Below are 18,724 nucleotides of genomic sequence, written 5' to 3' on the forward strand. Positions count from 1 at the left end.
TGGAACCAGCGGCTTCGCAGCCGATTCGGCTGCCAGGCAAACAATTCCTGGACAAGAGACGGGGCGGGGCAATTTCTTCAACAGTATAGATTCCGTGTCTTGCCGTAACGTAACGCAAGTATTATGCTTCGAATGTTCCTTTCGTCGACTTCTTGTTTATTTTAGCAATTTCACATGTTTCACGATCACTTGTGAAATCTGCGCGGACGGAGTGCGGCAGGCAGGATCTCGAAATTCGGAGAAGATCATGCCGAATCTTTGTCGGGCGTTGCATCTGGCCAGCATCTGGATCGCCGCGGCAGCCCTTGCCGGGATCGCGCAGGGTGCACGCGCGGACTGTATCGCCGAACGGCCGACGGTCATGGCTCCCGCCGATCCCTCGGTCTGCCATGAGCTCGAGGCCACGATCAAGAAGCCCTCGTCGCTGTCCCTGGGCGACTACGAGAACAAGCTCAACCAGTATCTCGGCAATTACTGTTATCGCGACGAAGCTGCTGGATGGGTGCACGACAAAGTCGTGCGCCAGGCCGGACCCCGCATCGCGACCCTGGTCAACGGCGCCTGGCAGGGCAAGGATTTCGGAACCCATGCGCCTGTCATGATCTGGTATTCGCCGGAGATGATGGACTGGCTTCGCAAGAATCGCTCCGCCGAGGGCGAGATCGATCATCCGCCGCCGGTTCCCGACGGTGCCATCATGGTGAAGGAGATGTTTTCGGAGCCGGCGTCGGATTGCCGGACGGTCGATCCTCTCAAACTTTTTCCAACCAGCGGCGCCGCGATCATGATCCGCGATGCCAGCGCCTCTTACGATGGCTGGTTCTGGGGCTGGTACGGCTTTGGCAGCCAGAGCGGCTGGACACCGGATTGGCCAGCCCTGCCGGCTGACAACAACAGCCTGCCCAACATGGGTTTCGCCCAGTACTGCATGAACTGCCATGCCTCTGCGGCGGACAATCTGACCTTCGCATCGCCCAAGAACATCGCGGGTGAGCCAGGCAAGCCGCTCAACTATCTCGCACAGGATTTTTTCAAGGGAGCGTCGGCAACAACCCTGCACCAGGCCGTCGTTTTGCCGGTCGATGGCAACCCGCGTCTTGGCCAACCGCTCTACAGTGCGAACGCCGACGTGATCGCCGCGCTGCAGGCCTATGTCCGCGAGATGCCGACCTATGAGACCGTCTCGCGAATGCCTTCCGAAACTTACGACAACACCTGGGTCGGGGCCAAGGGTCCCGATGCGTCCGATACGTTCCTGACCTCGAGCCAGTGCCTGGGTTGTCATGATGCCGGCAGCACCGGGCTGCAGTTCGACATGACCAGGCCAAACCCGCATGGCGACGGCTTGATCAATCTGTCTCCGCTGGCAACCTGGCGAACCTCGCCGATGGGGCTGGGAGGCCGCGACCCGATATTCTTCGCGCAACTGGCCAGTGAAACGCAAAGCTTTCACCCCAAAATGTCCGGTGTGGTGCAGGACGTTTGCCTTGGCTGCCACGGCATCGCCGGGGAACGGCAGTTCCACATCGACGATAAGGCGCGCTCGGGCAAATGCGAATTGTTCACGCGCGACATGGTCGATGCGACGCCCTGGCCGGCCGACAATCCGAGTGCCGCGCACGCCAATTACGGCATGCTTGCCCGCGATGGCATCACCTGCACATCCTGTCATCGCATGGTGCTCAACACCAAGGCCAGCGGACCGCTCGGTGATCAGCCGCAGAACGCCTGTGCGGACGAGCGGCAGGCGCTGCTCAATCCGCACGCGACCGGCTTTGCCAAGACCTTCACCGGCAGCTTCATGGTCGGTTCGCCCGATACGCTCATCGGCCCCTTCGAGGAACCGGAAGTCGGCCCGATGCATACCGCACTCGGCATCAAACCAGTCCACGACGCCACGATCATGAGCTCCGAGGTCTGCGGGACGTGCCACACGGTTCATTTGCCGGTTCTGCAGGGCACCAACACCCTGGCGCATATCTACGAGCAGACGACCTATCCGGAATGGGCGTTCAGTGCCTATCGAACCGGCAGCACTCCGGACGGACCGCTTCCACTGGGTGCCGGTGCCACGCCGCGCAGCTGTCAGGGTTGTCACATGCCATCGACGGAACAGGACGGATCGCCGACGATGAGCAAGATCGCCAGCATCCAGGAAAATCTGAATTTCCCGCAGACCGAATCCAGCAACGCACCGGATCTTTCGGTTCGCGAGGGATTTGCCCGCCACACGCTCGTCGGTCTCAACGTCTTCCTGGTCAAGATGGCGCAGCAGTTTCCCGATGTCTTCGGCATCAGGACGCGCGATCCGATGATGGGCAAGAAGGCGCTCGATCCTCTCGTCCTCACCGAGCAGGCGATGCTGGACCAGGCTTCGCAGGCAACCGCCACCGTGGCCGTCAGCGATCTTGCCATGACCGCCGACGCGCTAGATGCCAAGGTGACGGTGAAGAACCTGGCTGGTCACAAGTTTCCCTCCGGGGTGGGTTTCCGGCGTGCGTTTGTCACCTTCAGCGTGCTCGACCAGAATGGCGAACAGCTTTGGGTTTCCGGCCGCACAAATGCTGCCGGTGTGATCGTCGGCGCCGACGGCCAGCCGCTTGATGGTGAGCTCTGGTGGAAAGACGATTGTTCCGGCCGCCTCCATCCTGGCGAACGGCCGCATCAGCCACATTACCAGAAGATCACGCGACAGGATCAGGTTCAGATCTATCAGGAACTGGTCTCCACGCCGCCCGCCAATACGACCAATCCGGTCTGCAATGCGCAATCCAAGCCTGAAGGCGAACTGACGACCAGCTTCCTGTCGATCTGCACGGAGGTGAAGGACAACCGGATATTGCCGGCGGGCTTCCTCCCGGTCGAAAGCCGGCTCGAAATCGCCAAGGCATTGGGGGCCGATGAGGAACTCGCCGTCGATGTCGGCGGGACCGCCGTCGAGGACGATCCCGACTACGTATCGGGCGGCAGCGACACGCTGAGCTACTCGATACCGCTTGCCGATTTGCCGAAGGGCGCACGCCCTGCCAGCATCGAGGCGGACCTCTACTACCAGGCGACGCCTCCGTCCTATCTGCAGGATCGCTTCTGCACCGCCAAGGGCCCCGACACCGATCGCCTGTATTTCCTGGCCGGGCATCTCAATCTCGCTGGCACGCAGGCAGACGGATGGAAGCTGAAAGTGGTCGGCAGCGGCACTGTCGCCATCCAGCCCTGATCTCTGACTTCCCAAGGGAAATCGCTGCGCGATTTCCCTCGAATTGCTTCAGGGCAGCATGAAGGCCACCGCCGCCTCGGCATGGATGCGCGTCGTGTCGAAGACAGGTATGTCGAAGTCCGGCTGGCCGATCAGCATGGTGATCTCAGTGCAGCCCATGATGACGCTGTCGGCAGCTTCTTCTCGCCTTAAGCGTTCGGTCTCGGCGATGTAGGCCGCTTTCGACGTTTCGGTGACGACGCCCTGGCACAGTTCCTCGTAGATGACGCGATGCACCATGTCGCGGCCGGCGGCATCGGGCACAATGGGCTGCAACCCATGTTTGTCGGCGAGCCGGCCCTTGTAGAAATCCTGTTCCATGGTGAAGCGCGTCGCCAGCAGCGCCGGGCGCTGCATGCCGGCACGCTTGACGGCGACTGCGGTGGCGTCGGTTATGTGGATCAACGGGATCGATACCGACGCCTGCACCTGGTCGGCCAATTTGTGCATGGTGTTGGTGCACAGAAGCAGGCCCTCCGCGCCGCCCGCCTCGAGCTTGCGTGCCGCGTCAGCCAGAAGCGCGCCGGCGCCGTCCCAGTCGCCATGATGTTGCCGCTCGGCGATCTCGGCAAAATCGAACGACCACAGCAGCAGTTTGGCCGAATGCAGCCCGCCGAGCCGCTCGCGCACGATCTCGTTGAGCAGACGGTAGTAGATGGCGGTCGATTCCCAGCTCATGCCGCCCAGAAGGCCGAGGGTTTTCATGTGATCTTCCTGTCTTGCCGGCTTGGAGGCAGCCTAGCGCTGGAATCGCGCCCTTACAAAAAACTCTGCGGGTCGATATCGACCTGTACCCTGACCGAGCCGCGCTGTTTCGGCCCGTTGGCCAGCATGGCGCGGATGAAGCCTTGCATGTCGGCGCGCCGTTCGCCCTGGATCAGCAGGCGAAAACGGTGGCGCCCGCCGAGCAATGACAGCGGGGCCTCCGCCGGTCCCAGCACGAACAGGTCGGTCGCCTCGGGCGCGGCGCGGCGCAGGCCGCGTGCGTGGCCTTCGGCTTCGGCCCGCGTCACCGCACTGACGATGACGCCGGCGAGCCGGCCGAACGGCGGCAGGGCCGCCCGTTCGCGCTCGGCGATCTCGCGCTCGTAAAAGGCCTCGGCGTCGCCGGAGACGATCGCCCGCATCACCGGATGGTCGGGTTGAAAAGTCTGCAGCAGGCCGAGGCTCTTCTTGCCGGTCCGGCCGGCGCGGCCGGTCACCTGGCTCAGCAGCTGGAAGGTGCGCTCGGCGGCGCGCGGATCGCCATTGGCGAGGCCGAGATCGGCATCGACGACGCCAACCAAAGTCATGTTCGGGAAGTTGTGACCCTTGGCGACAAGCTGCGTTCCGATGACGATGTCTGCCTCGCCATTGGCGATCGCTTCCAGCTCCAGCCGCAACCGCAGCACGCCGCCCATCAGGTCGGACGACAAGACGATGGTGCGCGCGTCCGGGAAATGCGCGACGACCTCTTCGGCGATGCGCTCGACGCCGGGTCCGCAAGCGACCAGATGGTCCAGCGTACCGCATTCCGGACAGGCTTCGGGGCGGCGTTCATTGTGCCCGCAATGATGGCAGACCAGTTGGCCGCGAAACCGGTGCTCAACCAGCCAGGCCGAGCAGACCGGGCAGCCGAAGCGATGGCCGCAGACGCGGCACAGCGTCAGCGGCGCATAGCCGCGCCGGTTGAGGAACAGCAGCGATTGCTCCTTCTTCCCCAGCGTCTGGCGCATCTGGTCGAGCAGCACCGGCGACAGGAAGCCGCCACGTGCCGGCGGCGCCCGCCGCATGTCGACCGCCTTGAGATGAGGAAGAGCCGCCTCGGCAAAGCGGGCGGAAAGCACCGCCCTGTTGTAGCGGCCCTGGCTGGCGTTGACCCGGCTTTCGACGGATGGCGTCGCCGACGCCAGCACCACCGGAAAGCTGCCGATATGGCCGCGCACCACCGCCATGTCGCGCGCATTGTAGAAGACACGGTCTTCCTGCTTGTAGGCGGGGTCATGCTCCTCGTCGACGACGATGAGGCCAAGCTCCCTGAACGGCAGGAACAGCGCCGAGCGCGCGCCGGCGACGACGCGCACGCCGCCTTCCGCCACTTGCCGCCAAACGCGTTCGCGCATCCGCGGCGGCAGGTCCGAATGCCACTCGCCCGGCTTGGCGCCGAACCGCTGCTGGAAGCGTTCGAGAAAGGCGTGCGTCAGCGCGATTTCCGGCAGCAGGATCAGCACCTGCTTGCCCTGGTCGAGGGCGGCCGCCACCGCTTCGAAATAAACCTCGGTCTTGCCCGACCCGGTGACGCCGTCGAGCAGCGCGACATTGAACACACCGGCCGCGACATTGGCGCGCAGCATCCGCGCCGCGTCGCTCTGGTCCGGCATCAATTCCGGCACGACGTAGCTTGTGTCGGGCGCGGCCACCACCGGGCGCGGCGGGATCATCACCGTCTCGAACACGCCTTGCGCCCTAAGGCCATCGATCACCGTCGACGACACGCCTGCCGCGTGCGCCAGGCCGGAGCGCGTCCAGGCAAGTCCGCCTTCGGCCGTCTCCAGCACGCGCTCTCTCGCACCCGTCATCCGGTCGGGCGTCAAGAGGGTGCGCTGCAGCCCCTCGATCCATGGTTCGGGGTCGAAAGCTTCGGGCGCCCTGAGCAGCATGCGCGCCACCATGCCGGGCGGCGACAGCGTGTACTGCGCCACCCAGTCGACGAAGCGGCGCATCGCGCGGTCGATCGGCGGGCAATCGAAAACCTGTTCGATCGGGCGCAGCTTTTTCGCGTCGACCGTCTCGACCGCGCCATCCCACACGATGCCGGCGACCTGGCGCGGGCCAAGCGGCACGCGCACGATCGAGCCCGGCACCACGCGCATGCCGGCCGGCACTGCATAGGTGTAGGGGCGTTCGGCGGGCATCGGCACCAGCACGGGTGCGGCTGCGACAAAGGGCGAATCTTCGATCATGAAGCGTGACCTTGCCCCGACTTTGGTCTAGATCAAAGGGCAACGCTGAACGTGCCTTTCCCAGCACGACGAAATCGTCAGGAGACCGCCATGAAATTTTTTGTCGACACCGCAGACGTCAAGGATATCCGTGAGCTCAACGATCTGGGCCTGCTTGACGGCGTCACCACCAACCCGTCACTGATCCTGAAATCCGGCGGCAAGATCGCCGAGGTCACCAAGCAGATCTGCGACATCGTCAAGGGTCCGGTCTCGGCTGAAGTCACCGCCACCGAATATTCCGAGATGATGCAGCAGGCCAAGGTTCTGGCCAAGATCGCCGACAATGTCTGCATCAAGGTGCCGCTGACGCTCGACGGCCTGAAGGCCTGCAAGACGATCCGCACCGAGATGAACCGCCTGGTCAACGTCACGCTGTGCTTCTCGGCCAACCAGGCGCTGCTGGCGGCCAAGGCCGGTGCGTCCTTCATCTCGCCCTTCGTTGGCCGCATCGACGACATGGGCGTCGACGGCATGGAGCTGATCCAGGAGATCCGGCAGATCTACGACAATTATGATTTCCAGACCGAGATCCTGGTGGCTTCGGTTCGCACCGTGAACCACGTCAAGCAGGCAGCACTGATCGGCGCCGATGTCGCCACCGTGCCGGCGGCGACGCTGAAGGCACTGGTCAAGCACCCGCTGACCGACAAGGGCCTGGAACAGTTCCTCGCCGACTGGACAAAGACCGGCCAGTCCATTGGCTGAGATGGCGATCGGCTGACATAGCGATCGGCTGAGGTCACACCGCTTCCAATAAAGAAGGCCGGGCAACCGGCCTTTTTTATTGTGCTCCCGAAGACGTCGGCAAGGGCGCGTCTGCCGATCAATCGGTGCCGTCATCGTCAGGCGCGCTCATCTGCGGGCGCCGGCCCATGATGATCTCGCGTTTGCCGACATGGTTGGGTGCACCGACCAACCCTTCCTTTTCCATGCGCTCGACCAGCGATGCGGCGCGGTTGTAACCGACACCGAGGCGGCGCTGGATGTAAGACGTCGAGCACTTCTTATCGCGCACCACCACCTTGACCGCCTCGTCATAGATGGAATCATTGTCTTCGGCTGCAACCGATCCCTTATCGAAGACCGCACCCTGATCGCCTTCGGCTTCTTCCTCATCCTCGTCGGCTGTCACCGTCTCCAGATATTCGGGGCGACCCTGCGCCTTCAGATGCGCCACGACGTGCTCGACTTCCGCATCGGAAACAAACGGGCCATGCACGCGCGAAATGCGCCCTCCACCCATCATGTGCAGCATGTCGCCCTGGCCAAGCAGCTGTTCGGCGCCCTGTTCGCCCAGGATGGTGCGGCTGTCGATCTTGGAAGTCACCTGGAAGGAAATCCGGGTCGGGAAGTTGGCCTTGATCGTGCCGGTGATGACATCGACCGAAGGGCGCTGCGTTGCCATGATCAGGTGGATACCGGCAGCACGCGCCATCTGCGCAAGACGCTGGATGGCGCCTTCGATCTCCTTGCCGGCGACCATCATCAGGTCGGCCATCTCGTCGACGATGACGACGATATAGGGCATCGGCGCAAGGTCGATTTCCTGCTGTTCGAAAAGCGGCTCGCCGGTGCCCTTTTCGAAGCCGGCCTGCACGGTCATCACGACCGTCTCGCCCTTGTCGCGGGCGGCAGCCGCGCGCTCATTGTAGCCGTCTATGTTGCGCACGCCGAGCCGCGCCATCTTGCGATAGCGGTCCTCCATCTCGCGCACCGCCCATTTGAGCGCGGTGACCGCCTTTTTGGGATCCGTGACGACCGGGGTCAGAAGATGCGGGATGCCGTCATAGACGGAGAGCTCCAGCATCTTAGGGTCGACCATGATCAGGCGGCACTCTTCCGGCTTCAGTCGGTAGAGCAACGACAGGATCATGGTGTTGATGGCGACCGACTTGCCGGAGCCGGTGGTGCCCGCCACGAGCAGGTGCGGCATCTTCGCCAACTCGGCGATGACAGGCTCGCCGCCGATCGTCTTGCCGAGACAAAGCGCCAGCTTGCAGCTGGTTTTGCGGAAGCCCTCCGATTCGATCAGCTCGCGGAAATAGACCGTTTCGCGCATCTCGTTCGGAAGCTCGATGCCGATGACATTGCGGCCAGGTACGACGGCGACGCGCGCCGAAACCGCCGACATGGAGCGGGCGATGTCATCGGCGAGCCCGATGACACGAGAGGATTTGACACCCGGCGCCGGCTCGAACTCATAGAGCGTGACGACCGGGCCTGGGCGAACATGAATGATCTCGCCGCGCACGCCGAAATCTTCGAGTACGCTTTCCAAAAGATCGGCGTTCTGCTCAAGCCGCTCCTGCGACATGTAGAACCCCTGCCCCTCCGGTGGCTGCTGCAACAACTCTTCGGAGGGGAGCTGATAGGAATCCCCCGCCATTGAAGGCACGATTTTGCCGGCCAGAGGCAAGCGTGGGGACGCGGACGCGGCCCGCACGGCGACGTCTCGACTCCGAACGATTGGCACGGCAACGGCATCGCTTGCCGCAGCGGAGATTGCAGCGACCTCAACCTGCAACGGCGCATTGCTCGCCGGCATGTCGGGCTGGGCGACGGCTTGGTTGGAATTGGACGGCCGGACATCAGGTGACGGCTTCGAGGGCTGGCCTGGAAGCCATTCGATGACACGAAACAGCGAGGTGGCGTCGGAGACCAACGATGTACCGATACCAATTCGCGCAGCCGCGGCCGGCGCCGGCGTGGCCGGGTTGGCAGGTCGGGCCGGGGACGAAACGTCGACTAGGTAGGGTGCCATGACCTCGAAGAAGGCATGATCGGAGAGATGAGGCCAGCGCAGTGTCTCCGGGTTGGCTGTCTTGGCCGCGGCGCTGCCTGCCGGGATGGCGGCCATGCGCACGGATGCTCGTACCGCTGCGGCGGTCATCGGAGGTACCGACGGCGCACGTCGTGCCTTGTCGTTGGCACGCCCCGGCGCAGCAGACGCTGCAGCCAGCGGCGACGTCCTTGATGCGGCCGGTTCGCTGCTGCCCTGCAACCGGGCTGTTTCCAAATTGCGGCTTTTCACCGAAACCGGCAATGCCAGCAGCGAGGGAGCAACTGGTGCCTTATCAACGATGGGCTGTGTGACGGCCTGTTGCGTTGGGAGCGCGTCTGGAGCGCCCTGTTCGACGACAGGGTCGCTCTGCTGGCGATACTTCTTGGTCTCGTAGTCAGGCGTGCGCGTAAAACGCACGTTGGGCGCGAGGAAGAAATATTCCTGCCAGGCAGGACTTTCGATGTCGCCGATCTTCGGGGACGCATGGCTCGTCCCCTGGTCAACCCTCGGCTCCATATAGGGCCGCTTGCTACCGCCAAGATCAACAACCCGCGCGGAATAGCCTGTCTGGTGTATGCCGGACTGCCGGCCGTCCTGTCCCTGGTGAGTTGGGCGATCATGGCCGCCTGTCGCGGCTGAAGGAGCTTGCCGACCGGCCGTGCCACTCACGCCCTCGAAACGCTCTACCCCGGGGTCATCGGGCGAAGTTGCCTTCAATGAATTGACCCGGGAAAAACGCTTGGATTCCATTCTCACGACTCGCTCTGAAACACCTGCCGAGCAATAGGGAGCGAGTGGTTAACAGTTGCTTCCCGGCGGCGCGATCGTCGACGATCTTGGGACAGCAATGTCATCGTACCGGTCGCAACGAGCGACCGTCGTCAGGCAGCACTCACGCCGGCGCAATCTGCCTGGGGGAGCCACAAGGAGTGAGGCGCGCTATCTCTGCGGCAATTTCGGCGGTCTGACTTTGGGCGCGCGTGATCAACGTCACCATTGCCCGCCATACCCGCGTTTTGAGGCGGGAGCGTTCGAAACGATGATGCGCTAGCCGGCCGTCTTGCCGTACTTGACCAGGTCCTGGGCGATGGACAGTTGCAGCGCTTCGGCCAGTTCGCGCGCGGCACGGTTCTCGGCGTCGATCTGTGCCCGGTATGAGGCGAATTCCTGACGCGGCCTGTCGAAGGACGAGGTGATCGAACGCCTCCCGGACGCGATCTTTGCCCCGGTCTTGGCATCGCTCAGCGTATAGTTGGCGGTCAGCGTCACGGAACCAGCGGTCGGCTCGTCTTCGTCGGTTCCGACCTGCACGAGTGCCGCGGATTCGACGGCTTCGCCCACGCCGAGAAAGAGCGAATAGGCCGGCGAGGCCGGTTCGCCAGCGCCTCGTCCAAATCCGAAGATCAAATTGTTGCGCACCTGCTGCCCGAAACGCGTGTTGACCGGCTTGATGCCGATCGACGCCAGTTCGGAATTGGCACTGCCGGTCGAGCTGGTCGACAGCGGCGCGCTCGAATAAAGCGGCCGCACCGTGCAGGCCGAGGCCAGCGCAAGCGAGCCGAGCAGGCCGGCAAGCGCCAAGCGGCGCAGCAAACGGCCCAGCTCTGTCTTTCGATCAGGCAACGACATTGACGATCCTCTGCGGCACGATGATCACCTTGCGCGGAGCCTTACCTTCGAGCGCTTTCTGCACGAAGTCGAGGGCCAATACCGCTTTTTCGACCGCACCTTGGTCCGCGTCGCGGGCAATTGTCAAATCCCCCCGCTTCTTGCCGTTGACCTGTACCGGATAGGTAACTTCGTTGTCGACGACCAGTGCTGGATCGAAGACCGGCCACGGCCGTTCGGCGATCAGATCGGTGCCGCCGAGCGTTTCCCAGCACTCCTCGGCCAGATGCGGCATGACCGGCGCGATCAGATGCACGAGTATCTCCACGGCCTGCCGGCAAGCGCCATTCAGCGCCGCATCAGCCTTGCCTTCGGCCACATCGTTGAGCGGCGTGGTCAGCGCATTGGCCAGTTCGTAGATGCGTGCGATGGCGCGGTTGAAGGCGAGCTTTTCGATATCCTCGCCGACCGCCTTCAGGATCTTGTGCGCCGCCTTGGAGACGGCTGCCGCCTCGCCGGCATTGGCCGCCACCGGCTCGACGCCCGCCAGCGTCTCGGCGGCCGTCGACACCAGGCGCCAGATGCGCTGGATGAAGCGATGCGCGCCGGCGGCGCCATCGTCGGTCCATTCGACATCGCGCTCGGGCGGCGAATCCGACAGCATGAACCAGCGCGCCGTGTCGGCGCCGTAGCCGTCGGTAATGTCTTCCGGGCTCACCGTGTTCTTCTTCGATTTCGACATCTTTTCGAGCGGGCCGATCGTCACCGCCTCGCCGGTGGCGATGTCGATGGCGCGGCGCTTGCCGTCGTCGTCCTCCAGCCGCACTTCTGTAGGCGCCAGCCAGCGGCCATTCGACGCCGAGCCGACGCGATAGGTTTCGTGCACCACCATGCCTTGCGTGAACAGGCCCTTGAACGGCTCGGCCAGATCGACATGGCCGGTCTCGCGCATGGCGCGGGTGAAGAAGCGCGAATAGAGCAGATGCAGGATCGCGTGCTCGATGCCGCCAATATACTGGTCGACCGCCAGCCACTCATTGGCTGCCTTGGGATCGGTCGGCTCATACGCTCTGGGCGCCGTGAAGCGTGCGAAATACCACGACGAATCGACGAACGTATCCATCGTGTCGGTTTCACGACGCGCATCCTTGCCGCATTGCGGGCATTTGACATGGCGCCAGGTCGGATGGCGGTCGAGCGGATTGCCCGGCCGGTCGAAATCGACATCGTCGGGCAGCCTGACCGGCAGGTCGGCCTTCGGCACCGGCACCACGCCGCAATCCTCGCAATGGATCATCGGGATCGGGCAGCCCCAGTAGCGCTGGCGCGAAATGCCCCAGTCGCGCAGGCGGAAATTCACCTTGCGCTCAGCCATCGGCCGGTTGCCGATGGTCTTCTGCTCCAGCAGTTTCGCGACCTCGTCGAACGCCTGATCCGGCTTCATGCCGTCGAGGAAGCGCGAATTGATCATCACGCCGTCGCCGACATAGGCTTCATCGATGATCTGGAAGCTCCCTGGATTCTCGCCTTCCGGCATCACCACCGGGATCACCGGCAGGCCGTATTTGTTGGCGAAGTCGAGGTCGCGCTGGTCGCCGGACGGACAGCCGAAGATGGCGCCGGTGCCGTATTCCATCAGCACGAAATTGGCGACATAGACCGGCAGCGTCCAGCTGTCATCAAACGGATGAACGACGCGGATGCCGGTGTCGAAGCCCTTCTTCTCAGCCGTCTCCAGCGCCGCCACCGAAGTGCCCATATGGCGGACCTCGTCGATGAACTTGGCCAGCGCCGGATTGGTCTCGGCAGCCTTCCTGGCCAGCGGATGATCGGCGGCGACAGCCATGAAGGAGGCGCCGAAAATGGTGTCGGGCCTTGTCGTATAGACTTCCAGCTCATGCTCGCCGCCGATGGCGTCGGCCAGCGGCCAGCGAATCAGCAGGCCCTCGGAGCGGCCGATCCAGTTCTGCTGCATCAGTTTCACTTTTTCCGGCCATTCGGTGAGGCCGTCGAGCGAATCCAGCAGGTCCTGCGCGAAATCGGTGATCCTGAAGAACCACTGCGTCAGTTCGCGCTGTTCGACCAGCGCCCCCGAACGCCAGCCGCGTCCGTCGATGACCTGCTCGTTGGCGAGAACGGTCATGTCCTCCGGATCCCAGTTGACCTTGGAGGATTTGCGCGTCACCAGGCCCTTCTCGACAAAATCGAGGAACAGCATCTGCTGACGGTGGTAGTAGTCGACATCGCAGGTGGCGAATTCGCGCGCCCAGTCCAGCGACAGGCCCATGACCTTCAGCTGCTCGCGCATGGTGGCGATGTTCTGGTAGGTCCATTCCTTGGGATGGACCTTGTTCTGCATCGCCGCGTTCTCGGCCGGCATGCCGAAGGCGTCCCAGCCCATCGGGTGCAGCACGTTGAAGCCCTTGGCCCGCTTGTAGCGCGCCACCACGTCACCCATCGTGTAGTTGCGGGTGTGGCCGATATGGATGCGCCCCGACGGATAGGGGAACATTTCCAGCACGTAGTATTTCGGGCGCGGATCGTCATTGTGCGCTTCGAAAAGCTTCCTGGCGTCCCAGGCCTTCTGCCATTTGGGCTCTGACGCGCGCGGATTGTATCGTTCGGTTGCCATGGGACGTTTTTCACTTAAAAGCATGCGGACTGCGGGCGACAGCTCGGCAGTTCATTGGATATGGTCCGGGTGTTCACCATGGTTTGGCAAACCCGTCAACCATATGGGTCTCGCGTCGGTCAAAAACGCGGATCAAAACAGCGGGATTTGCATATGGGTGACGCCGTTCAGCAGTTTTTCGCGGTCAAGGCCAAGATCGCCGCCGCCGAGCGCGAAGCCGGCCGCGATCCTGGCGCGGTAACGCTGGTCGCGGTTTCCAAGACCTTTGACGCCGCTGACACAAGCCCGGTCATCGAGGCCGGCCAGCGCGTCTTCGGCGAAAACCGCGTGCAGGAGGCGCAAGGCAAATGGCCGGCGCTGAAGGAGGCTTTTGCCGACATCGAACTGCATCTGATCGGTCCGCTGCAGTCGAACAAGGCAAAGGAGGCGGTAGCGCTGTTCGATGTCATCGAGACGGTCGATCGCGACAAGATCGCCGTCGAACTCGCCAGGGAGATCGCCAGGCAGGGTCGCGCGCCGAAGCTCTATGTCCAGGTCAACACCGGCTCCGAGCCGCAGAAGGCCGGCATCGAACCGCGCGACGCGGTCGCCTTTGTCACCCGCTGCCGTGATGTCCATGGCCTCGCCATCGAAGGCCTGATGTGCATCCCGCCGGCCGACGAGAACCCAGGTCCTCACTTCGCCTTGCTGGAGAAGCTTGCGCATGAGGCCGGCGTCGCCAAACTGTCGATGGGCATGTCCGGCGACTACGAAACGGCGGTCGCCTTCGGCGCCACCAGCGTCCGGGTCGGCTCGGCGATCTTCGGCAGCCGCTGACACCGCGGACTTTAGGCCAATCTGGCAGCCTCGTTGTGCCAACACTAGAAACGAAACGTATCGTTCCTATTTGCTTGGTGTCATCACCATTCTCCTGGAGCTTCCACCATGCGTTACAACCAGCTTGGAAATACGGGGATGTTCGTCTCCGAACTCTGCCTCGGCACCATGACCTTCGGCGCCGCCGGCGAAAACGCCCAATGGGGCCTGATCGCCAGCCTCAACCAGAAGGGCGTCAACGAAATCGTTGCGCGCTCGCTGGCCGCCGGCGTCAATTTCTTCGATACGGCCGACGTCTACTCCTTTGGCGAGTCCGAGCGGCTGCTTGGCCAGTCGCTGAGGGATCTCGGCGTCGACAGGCAGAAGGTGGTCGTCGCCACCAAGGTGCACGGCGCCATGGGCGACGGTCCGAACCAGCGTGGCTCCTCACGCGGCCACATCATGGATTCGGTCGATGCCAGTCTCGAGCGGCTGCAACTCGATCATATCGATCTCTATCAGTTGCACGGCACCGACACGGTGACGCCGATCGACGAGACGCTGCGGGCGCTGGACGATCTGGTTGCCAGCGGCAAGGTCCGCTATGTCGGCGTCTCCAACTGGCAGGCCTGGCGCATCGCCAAGGCGCTCGGCATCGCCGACCGCAAGGGTTTTGCCCGCTTCGAGACCATCCAGTCCTATTATTCGATCGCCGGCCGCGATCTCGAACGCGAAATCGTGCCGCTCATCAACGAGGAGAAGCTTGGCCTGATGGTGTGGTCGCCGATGGCCGGCGGTCTGCTCTCCGGCAAATACGGTCCCGGCGCGCCGGGTAATGGCGAAGGCCGCCGGGCAAGCTTCAACTTCCCGCCGGTCAACGAGGAGCGCGCCTGGGCGGCCGTCGCCGTCATGCGCGAGATCGCCAAAAAGCACGATGTGAGCGTTGCCACGGTGGCGCTCGGCTATGTCCTGGCAAAGCCTTTCGTGATGAGCGTCATCATCGGCGCCAGCCGCATGGAGCAGCTCGAACAGAACCTTGCCGCCACCCAGTTGAAGCTCGACGCCGACGATCTTGTCCGTCTCGATGAGGTCAGCGCCCTGCCGGCCGAATATCCCGGCTGGATGGTGGAGCGCCAGGCCGCCGGCCGCCGCCCGGCGCCGTTCACGCCGAAAGCATAGCCGCCGCCAGCACAGACATCTCGGGAGCCCACGAACTCCCGAGAGCCGTCTCGCCTTAGGTCAGCCGCACGCTCTCGCCAAGAAAATCGAGAAAGGCGCGCACCCGCGCCGGCAGATGCCGGCCCTGGCCGACATAGACGGCGTGGGTGGCCTCCTCGTCGCCCGGATTGAAATCCTCGAGCAACCGCACCAGCCGGCCGGCCCTGATATCGGCTGCCACGTGCCAGCGCGCCAGCCGGGCAATGCCCGCGCCCGCCAGCGCCATCAGCCGCATTGCCTCGCCGTCGCTGACCAGCGTGTTGCCGGTGATCGGAACCATGATGGCGTTGCCGGCCGCATCGAGGAATGGCCAGCCGTCGAGATGCCGCACGAAACCGAAGCCCATGCGGTTGTGCCTGTCGAGATCGGCCGGTGTTAGAGGCGTGCCATGCGTCCGGAGGTAGGAAGGTGCTGCAACGACCGCCACCGGGCTTTGCCCGAGCTTGCGCGCCACCAGCCGTGATTCGCCGAGCGGCCCGGCGCGGATGGCGACATCGGCGCGTTCCGCCATCAGGTCGATGACACTGTCGGTCAGCACCAGATCGACCGAGATCTCGGGGTAACGTTCAAGGAAGCGTGGCAGGAGCGGGATCAGCCGGTGCACCCCGAAGGGAACGTAGGAGTTGACGCGCAGCCGTCCGCGTGGCGCCGCCCCTGCCGCGGCTTCCTGCTCGGCCGCCGCCATGTCGGCCAGGATGCGCAGACCGCTGTCGTAGAACGCGGTGCCTTCCGGTGTCAGTTGCAGTTTTCGCGTCGAACGGCTGACCAGCCGCGCGCCAAGCCGGGCCTCCAGCCGCGCGATCAGCTTGCTGACCGCCGACGGCGTCATGCGCAACGCGCGTGCCGCGGAAGAGAAACTACCTTCCTCGAAGACGCGCACGAACACTTCGATCTCGCCGGAGCGATTGATATCAGGCCTGGCCATTTGTGAATCTATTTCACAGAAAATGTGCCCGGCGCAAGTCTGGTTCACAATGCATGGCGACACGATCTTTCGGGTCGGGGCGCGGGACGGCGCTCATCCTCATCGAAGTGGAAATCGCCATGCCTCTTGCTCTTTACGCCCTCGCCGCCGGCGCCTTCGGCATTGGCGTCACCGAATTCGTCATCATGGGTTTGCTGCTCGACGTCAGCAAGGATCTCGGCGTCTCGATCTCGGCCGCCGGCCAGCTCATTTCGGGCTATGCGCTCGGCGTCGTCATCGGCGCGCCCTTGCTGACCATCGCCACCGGCAACTGGCCGCGCAAGACCGTGCTTCTGGCGCTGATGGCAATCTTCACGCTTGGCAATCTCGCCTGTGCCTTGGCGCCCGACTATTGGACGCTGATGGGCGCCCGCGTCATCACCGCCTTTGCCCATGGCACCTTCTTCGGTGTCGGTTCGGTGGTCGCCACCGGGCTGGTCGCGCCCAACAAGAAGGCCTCGGCGATCGCACTGATGTTCACCGGCCTGACCATCGCCAACATCCTGGGCGTGCCCTTCGGCACCTGGCTCGGCCAGGCCTTTGGCTGGCGGGCGACCTTCTGGGCGGTAACCGTGGTTGGCCTGGCGGCCTTCGCCGTCATCTTGGCTCTGGTGCCACGCAGCCAGACGGCGCCCGAAAAGAGCGACCTGCGCGCCGACCTCGCCGTGCTGCGCCGCACGCCCGTGCTGCTCGGCCTCGCCACCACCGTGCTCGGCTATGCCGGCGTCTTCGCCGTCTTCACCTACATTGCTCCATTGCTGACGCAGATCAGCGGTTTTGGCGAAGCAGCTGTGTCGCCGATCCTGCTCGTCTTCGGCGGCGGTCTCATCGCCGGCAATCTCGCCGGCGGCAAGGTCGCCGATCGCTGGCTGGTGCCGGCCGTGCTGGGCAGCCTCGTGGTGCTGGCCCTGGTGCTCGCAACCATGACCTTCGCCATCCACAGCCAGGTAATGGCCGTGATCTATGTCGGCCTGCTGGGTGCCGCCGCCTTCGCCACCGTGGCGCCGCTGCAGATGTGGGTGCTGGAAAAGGCGCAAGGTGCGGGCCAAAGCCTTGCCTCGTCCTTCAACATCGCCGCCTTCAATCTCGGCAACGCCGCCGGCGCCTGGCTTGGCGGCGCGGTGATCGCCCAGGGCTTCGGCCTGGGTTCGCTCACCTGGGTGGCCGCCCTGCTGCCGCTCACCGCACTCGCCGTGGCGGGACTGGCACTGCGTCTCGATCGCAGCCCTACGATCGGCGAGCCTCTCTCGGTCCGCTCATAACGCCGGCAAAACCGGATCGCCTTCGACATCCCTTTCCAAACCACCAGGAGCCACGAAAATGGACTATCGACGTCTCGGTGCATCGGGCCTGAAAGTGCCCGCACTCTCATTTGGCGCGGGAACCTTTGGCGGCGCAGGCCCGCTGTTCGGCGCCTGGGGCAACACTGACGCCAGGGAAGCGCGGCGGCTGGTCGACATCTGCCTCGAAGCCGGCGTCAATCTGTTCGACACCGCCGACGTCTATTCGAACGGTGCGTCGGAAGAAGTGCTTGGCGAAGCCATAAAAGGCCGCCGCGATGCGGTGCTCATCTCCACCAAGACCGCGCTGCCGATGGGCGACGGCCCGGCCGACTACGGCTCGTCGCGTTCGCGGCTGATCAAATCCGTGGACGACGCGCTGCGTCGGCTCGGCACCGATTACATCGACCTGCTGCAGCTGCATGCCTTCGATGCCGGCACGCCGATCGAGGAGGTGCTGTCGACGCTGGACGAGCTGGTGCGCTCCGGCAAGCTTCGCTATGTCGGCGTCTCCAACTTCTCAGGCTGGCAAGTGATGAAGTCGCTGGCACAAGCCGACAGGCACGGCTATCCGCGTTACATCGCGCACCAAGTCTACTATTCGCTGGTCGGCCGCGACTACGAGTGGGAGCTGATGCCGCTTGGCCTCGACCAGGGCGTCGGCGCGCTGGTGTGGAGCCCGCTCGGCTGGGGCCGCCTGACCGGCAAGATCCGCCGGGGAGCAAAACTGCCGGACAAGAGCCGGCTGCACGACACCGCCAGCTTCGGCCCACCGGTCGAGGATGAGCATCTCTACCGGGTCATGGATGCCCTTGACGCGGTGGCCGAAGAAACCGGCAAGACGGTGCCGCAGATCGCCATCAACTGGCTGCTGCAGCGCCCGACCGTGTCCTCGGTCATCATCGGCGCCCGCAACGAAGAACAGCTGCGCCAAAATCTCGGCGCCATCGGCTGGACGTTGACGCCGGAGCAGATCGGGAAACTCGACGTGGCAAGCGAAGTCACCGCGCCCTACCCATATTTCCCCTATCGCCGCCAGGAAGGTTTCGCCCGGCTTAACCCGCCGGCGGTCTAACACATCAGCCGTTCGGGATCGGGGTGTGTCAAGATTCAGGTCAGGCCGAGTCGAGAATGGTGGCTTCCGAGAACCGGAGCGGAGCGTACTTATAGTACGTGAGCACCGGAAGCGCAGGAAACCGCCATTC

12 protein-coding genes are annotated in these 18,724 nt (G+C 63.9%); 6 read left to right on the forward strand and 6 right to left on the reverse strand.

Annotated features, from left to right (window positions below; all coding sequences use genetic code 11):
- Positions 1-247: 247 nt before the first annotated feature.
- Positions 248-3,217 (forward strand): hypothetical protein, encoded by a 2,970-nt coding sequence (locus AC07FD_RS24330; RefSeq protein ID WP_478351914.1) that lies wholly within the window; start codon positions 248-250, stop codon positions 3,215-3,217.
- A 48-nt stretch (positions 3,218-3,265) separates the two neighbouring features.
- On the opposite strand, the gene AC07FD_RS24335 is transcribed toward AC07FD_RS24330, so the two are convergent.
- Both AC07FD_RS24335 and AC07FD_RS24340 read right to left on the reverse strand, forming a co-directional pair.
- Positions 3,266-3,961, reverse strand: coding sequence for an aspartate/glutamate racemase family protein (locus tag AC07FD_RS24335; protein WP_478351915.1), 696 nt, complete (start codon positions 3,959-3,961; stop codon positions 3,266-3,268).
- Between the two features lie 53 nt (positions 3,962-4,014).
- Positions 4,015-6,198 carry a primosomal protein N' gene (locus tag AC07FD_RS24340; RefSeq protein WP_478351916.1) on the reverse strand — a complete coding sequence of 728 codons (2,184 nt, stop codon included), beginning with the start codon at positions 6,196-6,198 and terminating at the stop codon, positions 4,015-4,017.
- 90 nt (positions 6,199-6,288) lie between these two features.
- On the opposite strand from AC07FD_RS24340, the gene fsa reads away from it, so the two are divergent.
- A complete protein-coding gene (gene fsa / locus AC07FD_RS24345; RefSeq protein WP_478351917.1) occupies positions 6,289-6,945 on the forward strand; it encodes a fructose-6-phosphate aldolase in 657 nt (218 codons plus the stop codon).
- Between the two features lie 118 nt (positions 6,946-7,063).
- Here the strand turns inward: fsa and AC07FD_RS24350 are convergent, their stop codons facing one another.
- The 3 genes from AC07FD_RS24350 to leuS all read right to left on the reverse strand — a co-directional run bounded on the left by AC07FD_RS24350 (position 7,064) and on the right by leuS (position 13,262).
- Entirely contained in the window at positions 7,064-9,772 is a 2,709-nt protein-coding gene (locus AC07FD_RS24350) for a DNA translocase FtsK (RefSeq protein ID WP_478351918.1), read from the reverse strand.
- 297 nt (positions 9,773-10,069) lie between these two features.
- Positions 10,070-10,651 carry an LPS assembly lipoprotein LptE gene (lptE, locus tag AC07FD_RS24355; RefSeq protein ID WP_478351919.1) on the reverse strand — a complete coding sequence of 194 codons (582 nt, stop codon included), beginning with the start codon at positions 10,649-10,651 and terminating at the stop codon, positions 10,070-10,072.
- A complete protein-coding gene (gene leuS / locus AC07FD_RS24360; protein ID WP_478351920.1) occupies positions 10,638-13,262 on the reverse strand; it encodes a leucine--tRNA ligase in 2,625 nt (874 codons plus the stop codon). Before leuS ends, lptE begins: the two co-directional genes overlap by 14 nt.
- A gap of 153 nt (positions 13,263-13,415) precedes the next feature.
- Here leuS and AC07FD_RS24365 point away from each other — a divergent pair, with 153 nt between their 5' ends.
- On the forward strand, positions 13,416-14,078 hold the full coding sequence (locus tag AC07FD_RS24365) for a YggS family pyridoxal phosphate-dependent enzyme (RefSeq protein WP_478351921.1): 663 nt from the start codon (positions 13,416-13,418) through the stop codon (positions 14,076-14,078).
- A 108-nt stretch (positions 14,079-14,186) separates the two neighbouring features.
- Positions 14,187-15,236: an aldo/keto reductase gene (locus AC07FD_RS24370; RefSeq protein WP_478351922.1), complete on the forward strand. Its 1,050-nt coding sequence runs from the start codon at positions 14,187-14,189 to the stop codon at positions 15,234-15,236.
- A gap of 55 nt (positions 15,237-15,291) precedes the next feature.
- Here AC07FD_RS24370 and AC07FD_RS24375 read toward each other — a convergent pair whose 3' ends face one another.
- Positions 15,292-16,200, reverse strand: coding sequence for a LysR family transcriptional regulator (locus AC07FD_RS24375; RefSeq protein ID WP_478351923.1), 909 nt, complete (start codon positions 16,198-16,200; stop codon positions 15,292-15,294).
- 119 nt (positions 16,201-16,319) lie between these two features.
- Between AC07FD_RS24375 and AC07FD_RS24380 the strand changes: the two genes are divergently transcribed.
- Entirely contained in the window at positions 16,320-17,501 is a 1,182-nt protein-coding gene (locus AC07FD_RS24380) for an MFS transporter (RefSeq protein WP_478351924.1), read from the forward strand.
- Positions 17,502-17,559: 58 nt separating this feature from the next.
- Positions 17,560-18,594 carry an aldo/keto reductase gene (locus AC07FD_RS24385; protein ID WP_478351925.1) on the forward strand — a complete coding sequence of 345 codons (1,035 nt, stop codon included), beginning with the start codon at positions 17,560-17,562 and terminating at the stop codon, positions 18,592-18,594.
- Positions 18,595-18,724 lie beyond the last annotated feature (130 nt).

Source organism: Mesorhizobium waitakense (assembly GCF_056431085.1).

Coding starts and splice junctions, on each gene's coding strand:
- lptE (WP_478351919.1), bottom strand. CDS start 10,651: ATGTCGTTGCCTGATCGAAAGACAGAGCTGGGCCGTTTGCTGCGCCGC.
- AC07FD_RS24335 (WP_478351915.1), bottom strand. CDS start 3,961: ATGAAAACCCTCGGCCTTCTGGGCGGCATGAGCTGGGAATCGACCGCC.
- AC07FD_RS24340 (WP_478351916.1), bottom strand. CDS start 6,198: ATGATCGAAGATTCGCCCTTTGTCGCAGCCGCACCCGTGCTGGTGCCG.
- AC07FD_RS24365 (WP_478351921.1), top strand. CDS start 13,416: ATGGGTGACGCCGTTCAGCAGTTTTTCGCGGTCAAGGCCAAGATCGCC.
- AC07FD_RS24380 (WP_478351924.1), top strand. CDS start 16,320: ATGCCTCTTGCTCTTTACGCCCTCGCCGCCGGCGCCTTCGGCATTGGC.
- fsa (WP_478351917.1), top strand. CDS start 6,289: ATGAAATTTTTTGTCGACACCGCAGACGTCAAGGATATCCGTGAGCTC.
- AC07FD_RS24385 (WP_478351925.1), top strand. CDS start 17,560: ATGGACTATCGACGTCTCGGTGCATCGGGCCTGAAAGTGCCCGCACTC.
- AC07FD_RS24375 (WP_478351923.1), bottom strand. CDS start 16,200: ATGGCCAGGCCTGATATCAATCGCTCCGGCGAGATCGAAGTGTTCGTG.
- AC07FD_RS24330 (WP_478351914.1), top strand. CDS start 248: ATGCCGAATCTTTGTCGGGCGTTGCATCTGGCCAGCATCTGGATCGCC.
- AC07FD_RS24370 (WP_478351922.1), top strand. CDS start 14,187: ATGCGTTACAACCAGCTTGGAAATACGGGGATGTTCGTCTCCGAACTC.
- leuS (WP_478351920.1), bottom strand. CDS start 13,262: ATGGCAACCGAACGATACAATCCGCGCGCGTCAGAGCCCAAATGGCAG.
- AC07FD_RS24350 (WP_478351918.1), bottom strand. CDS start 9,772: ATGGAATCCAAGCGTTTTTCCCGGGTCAATTCATTGAAGGCAACTTCG.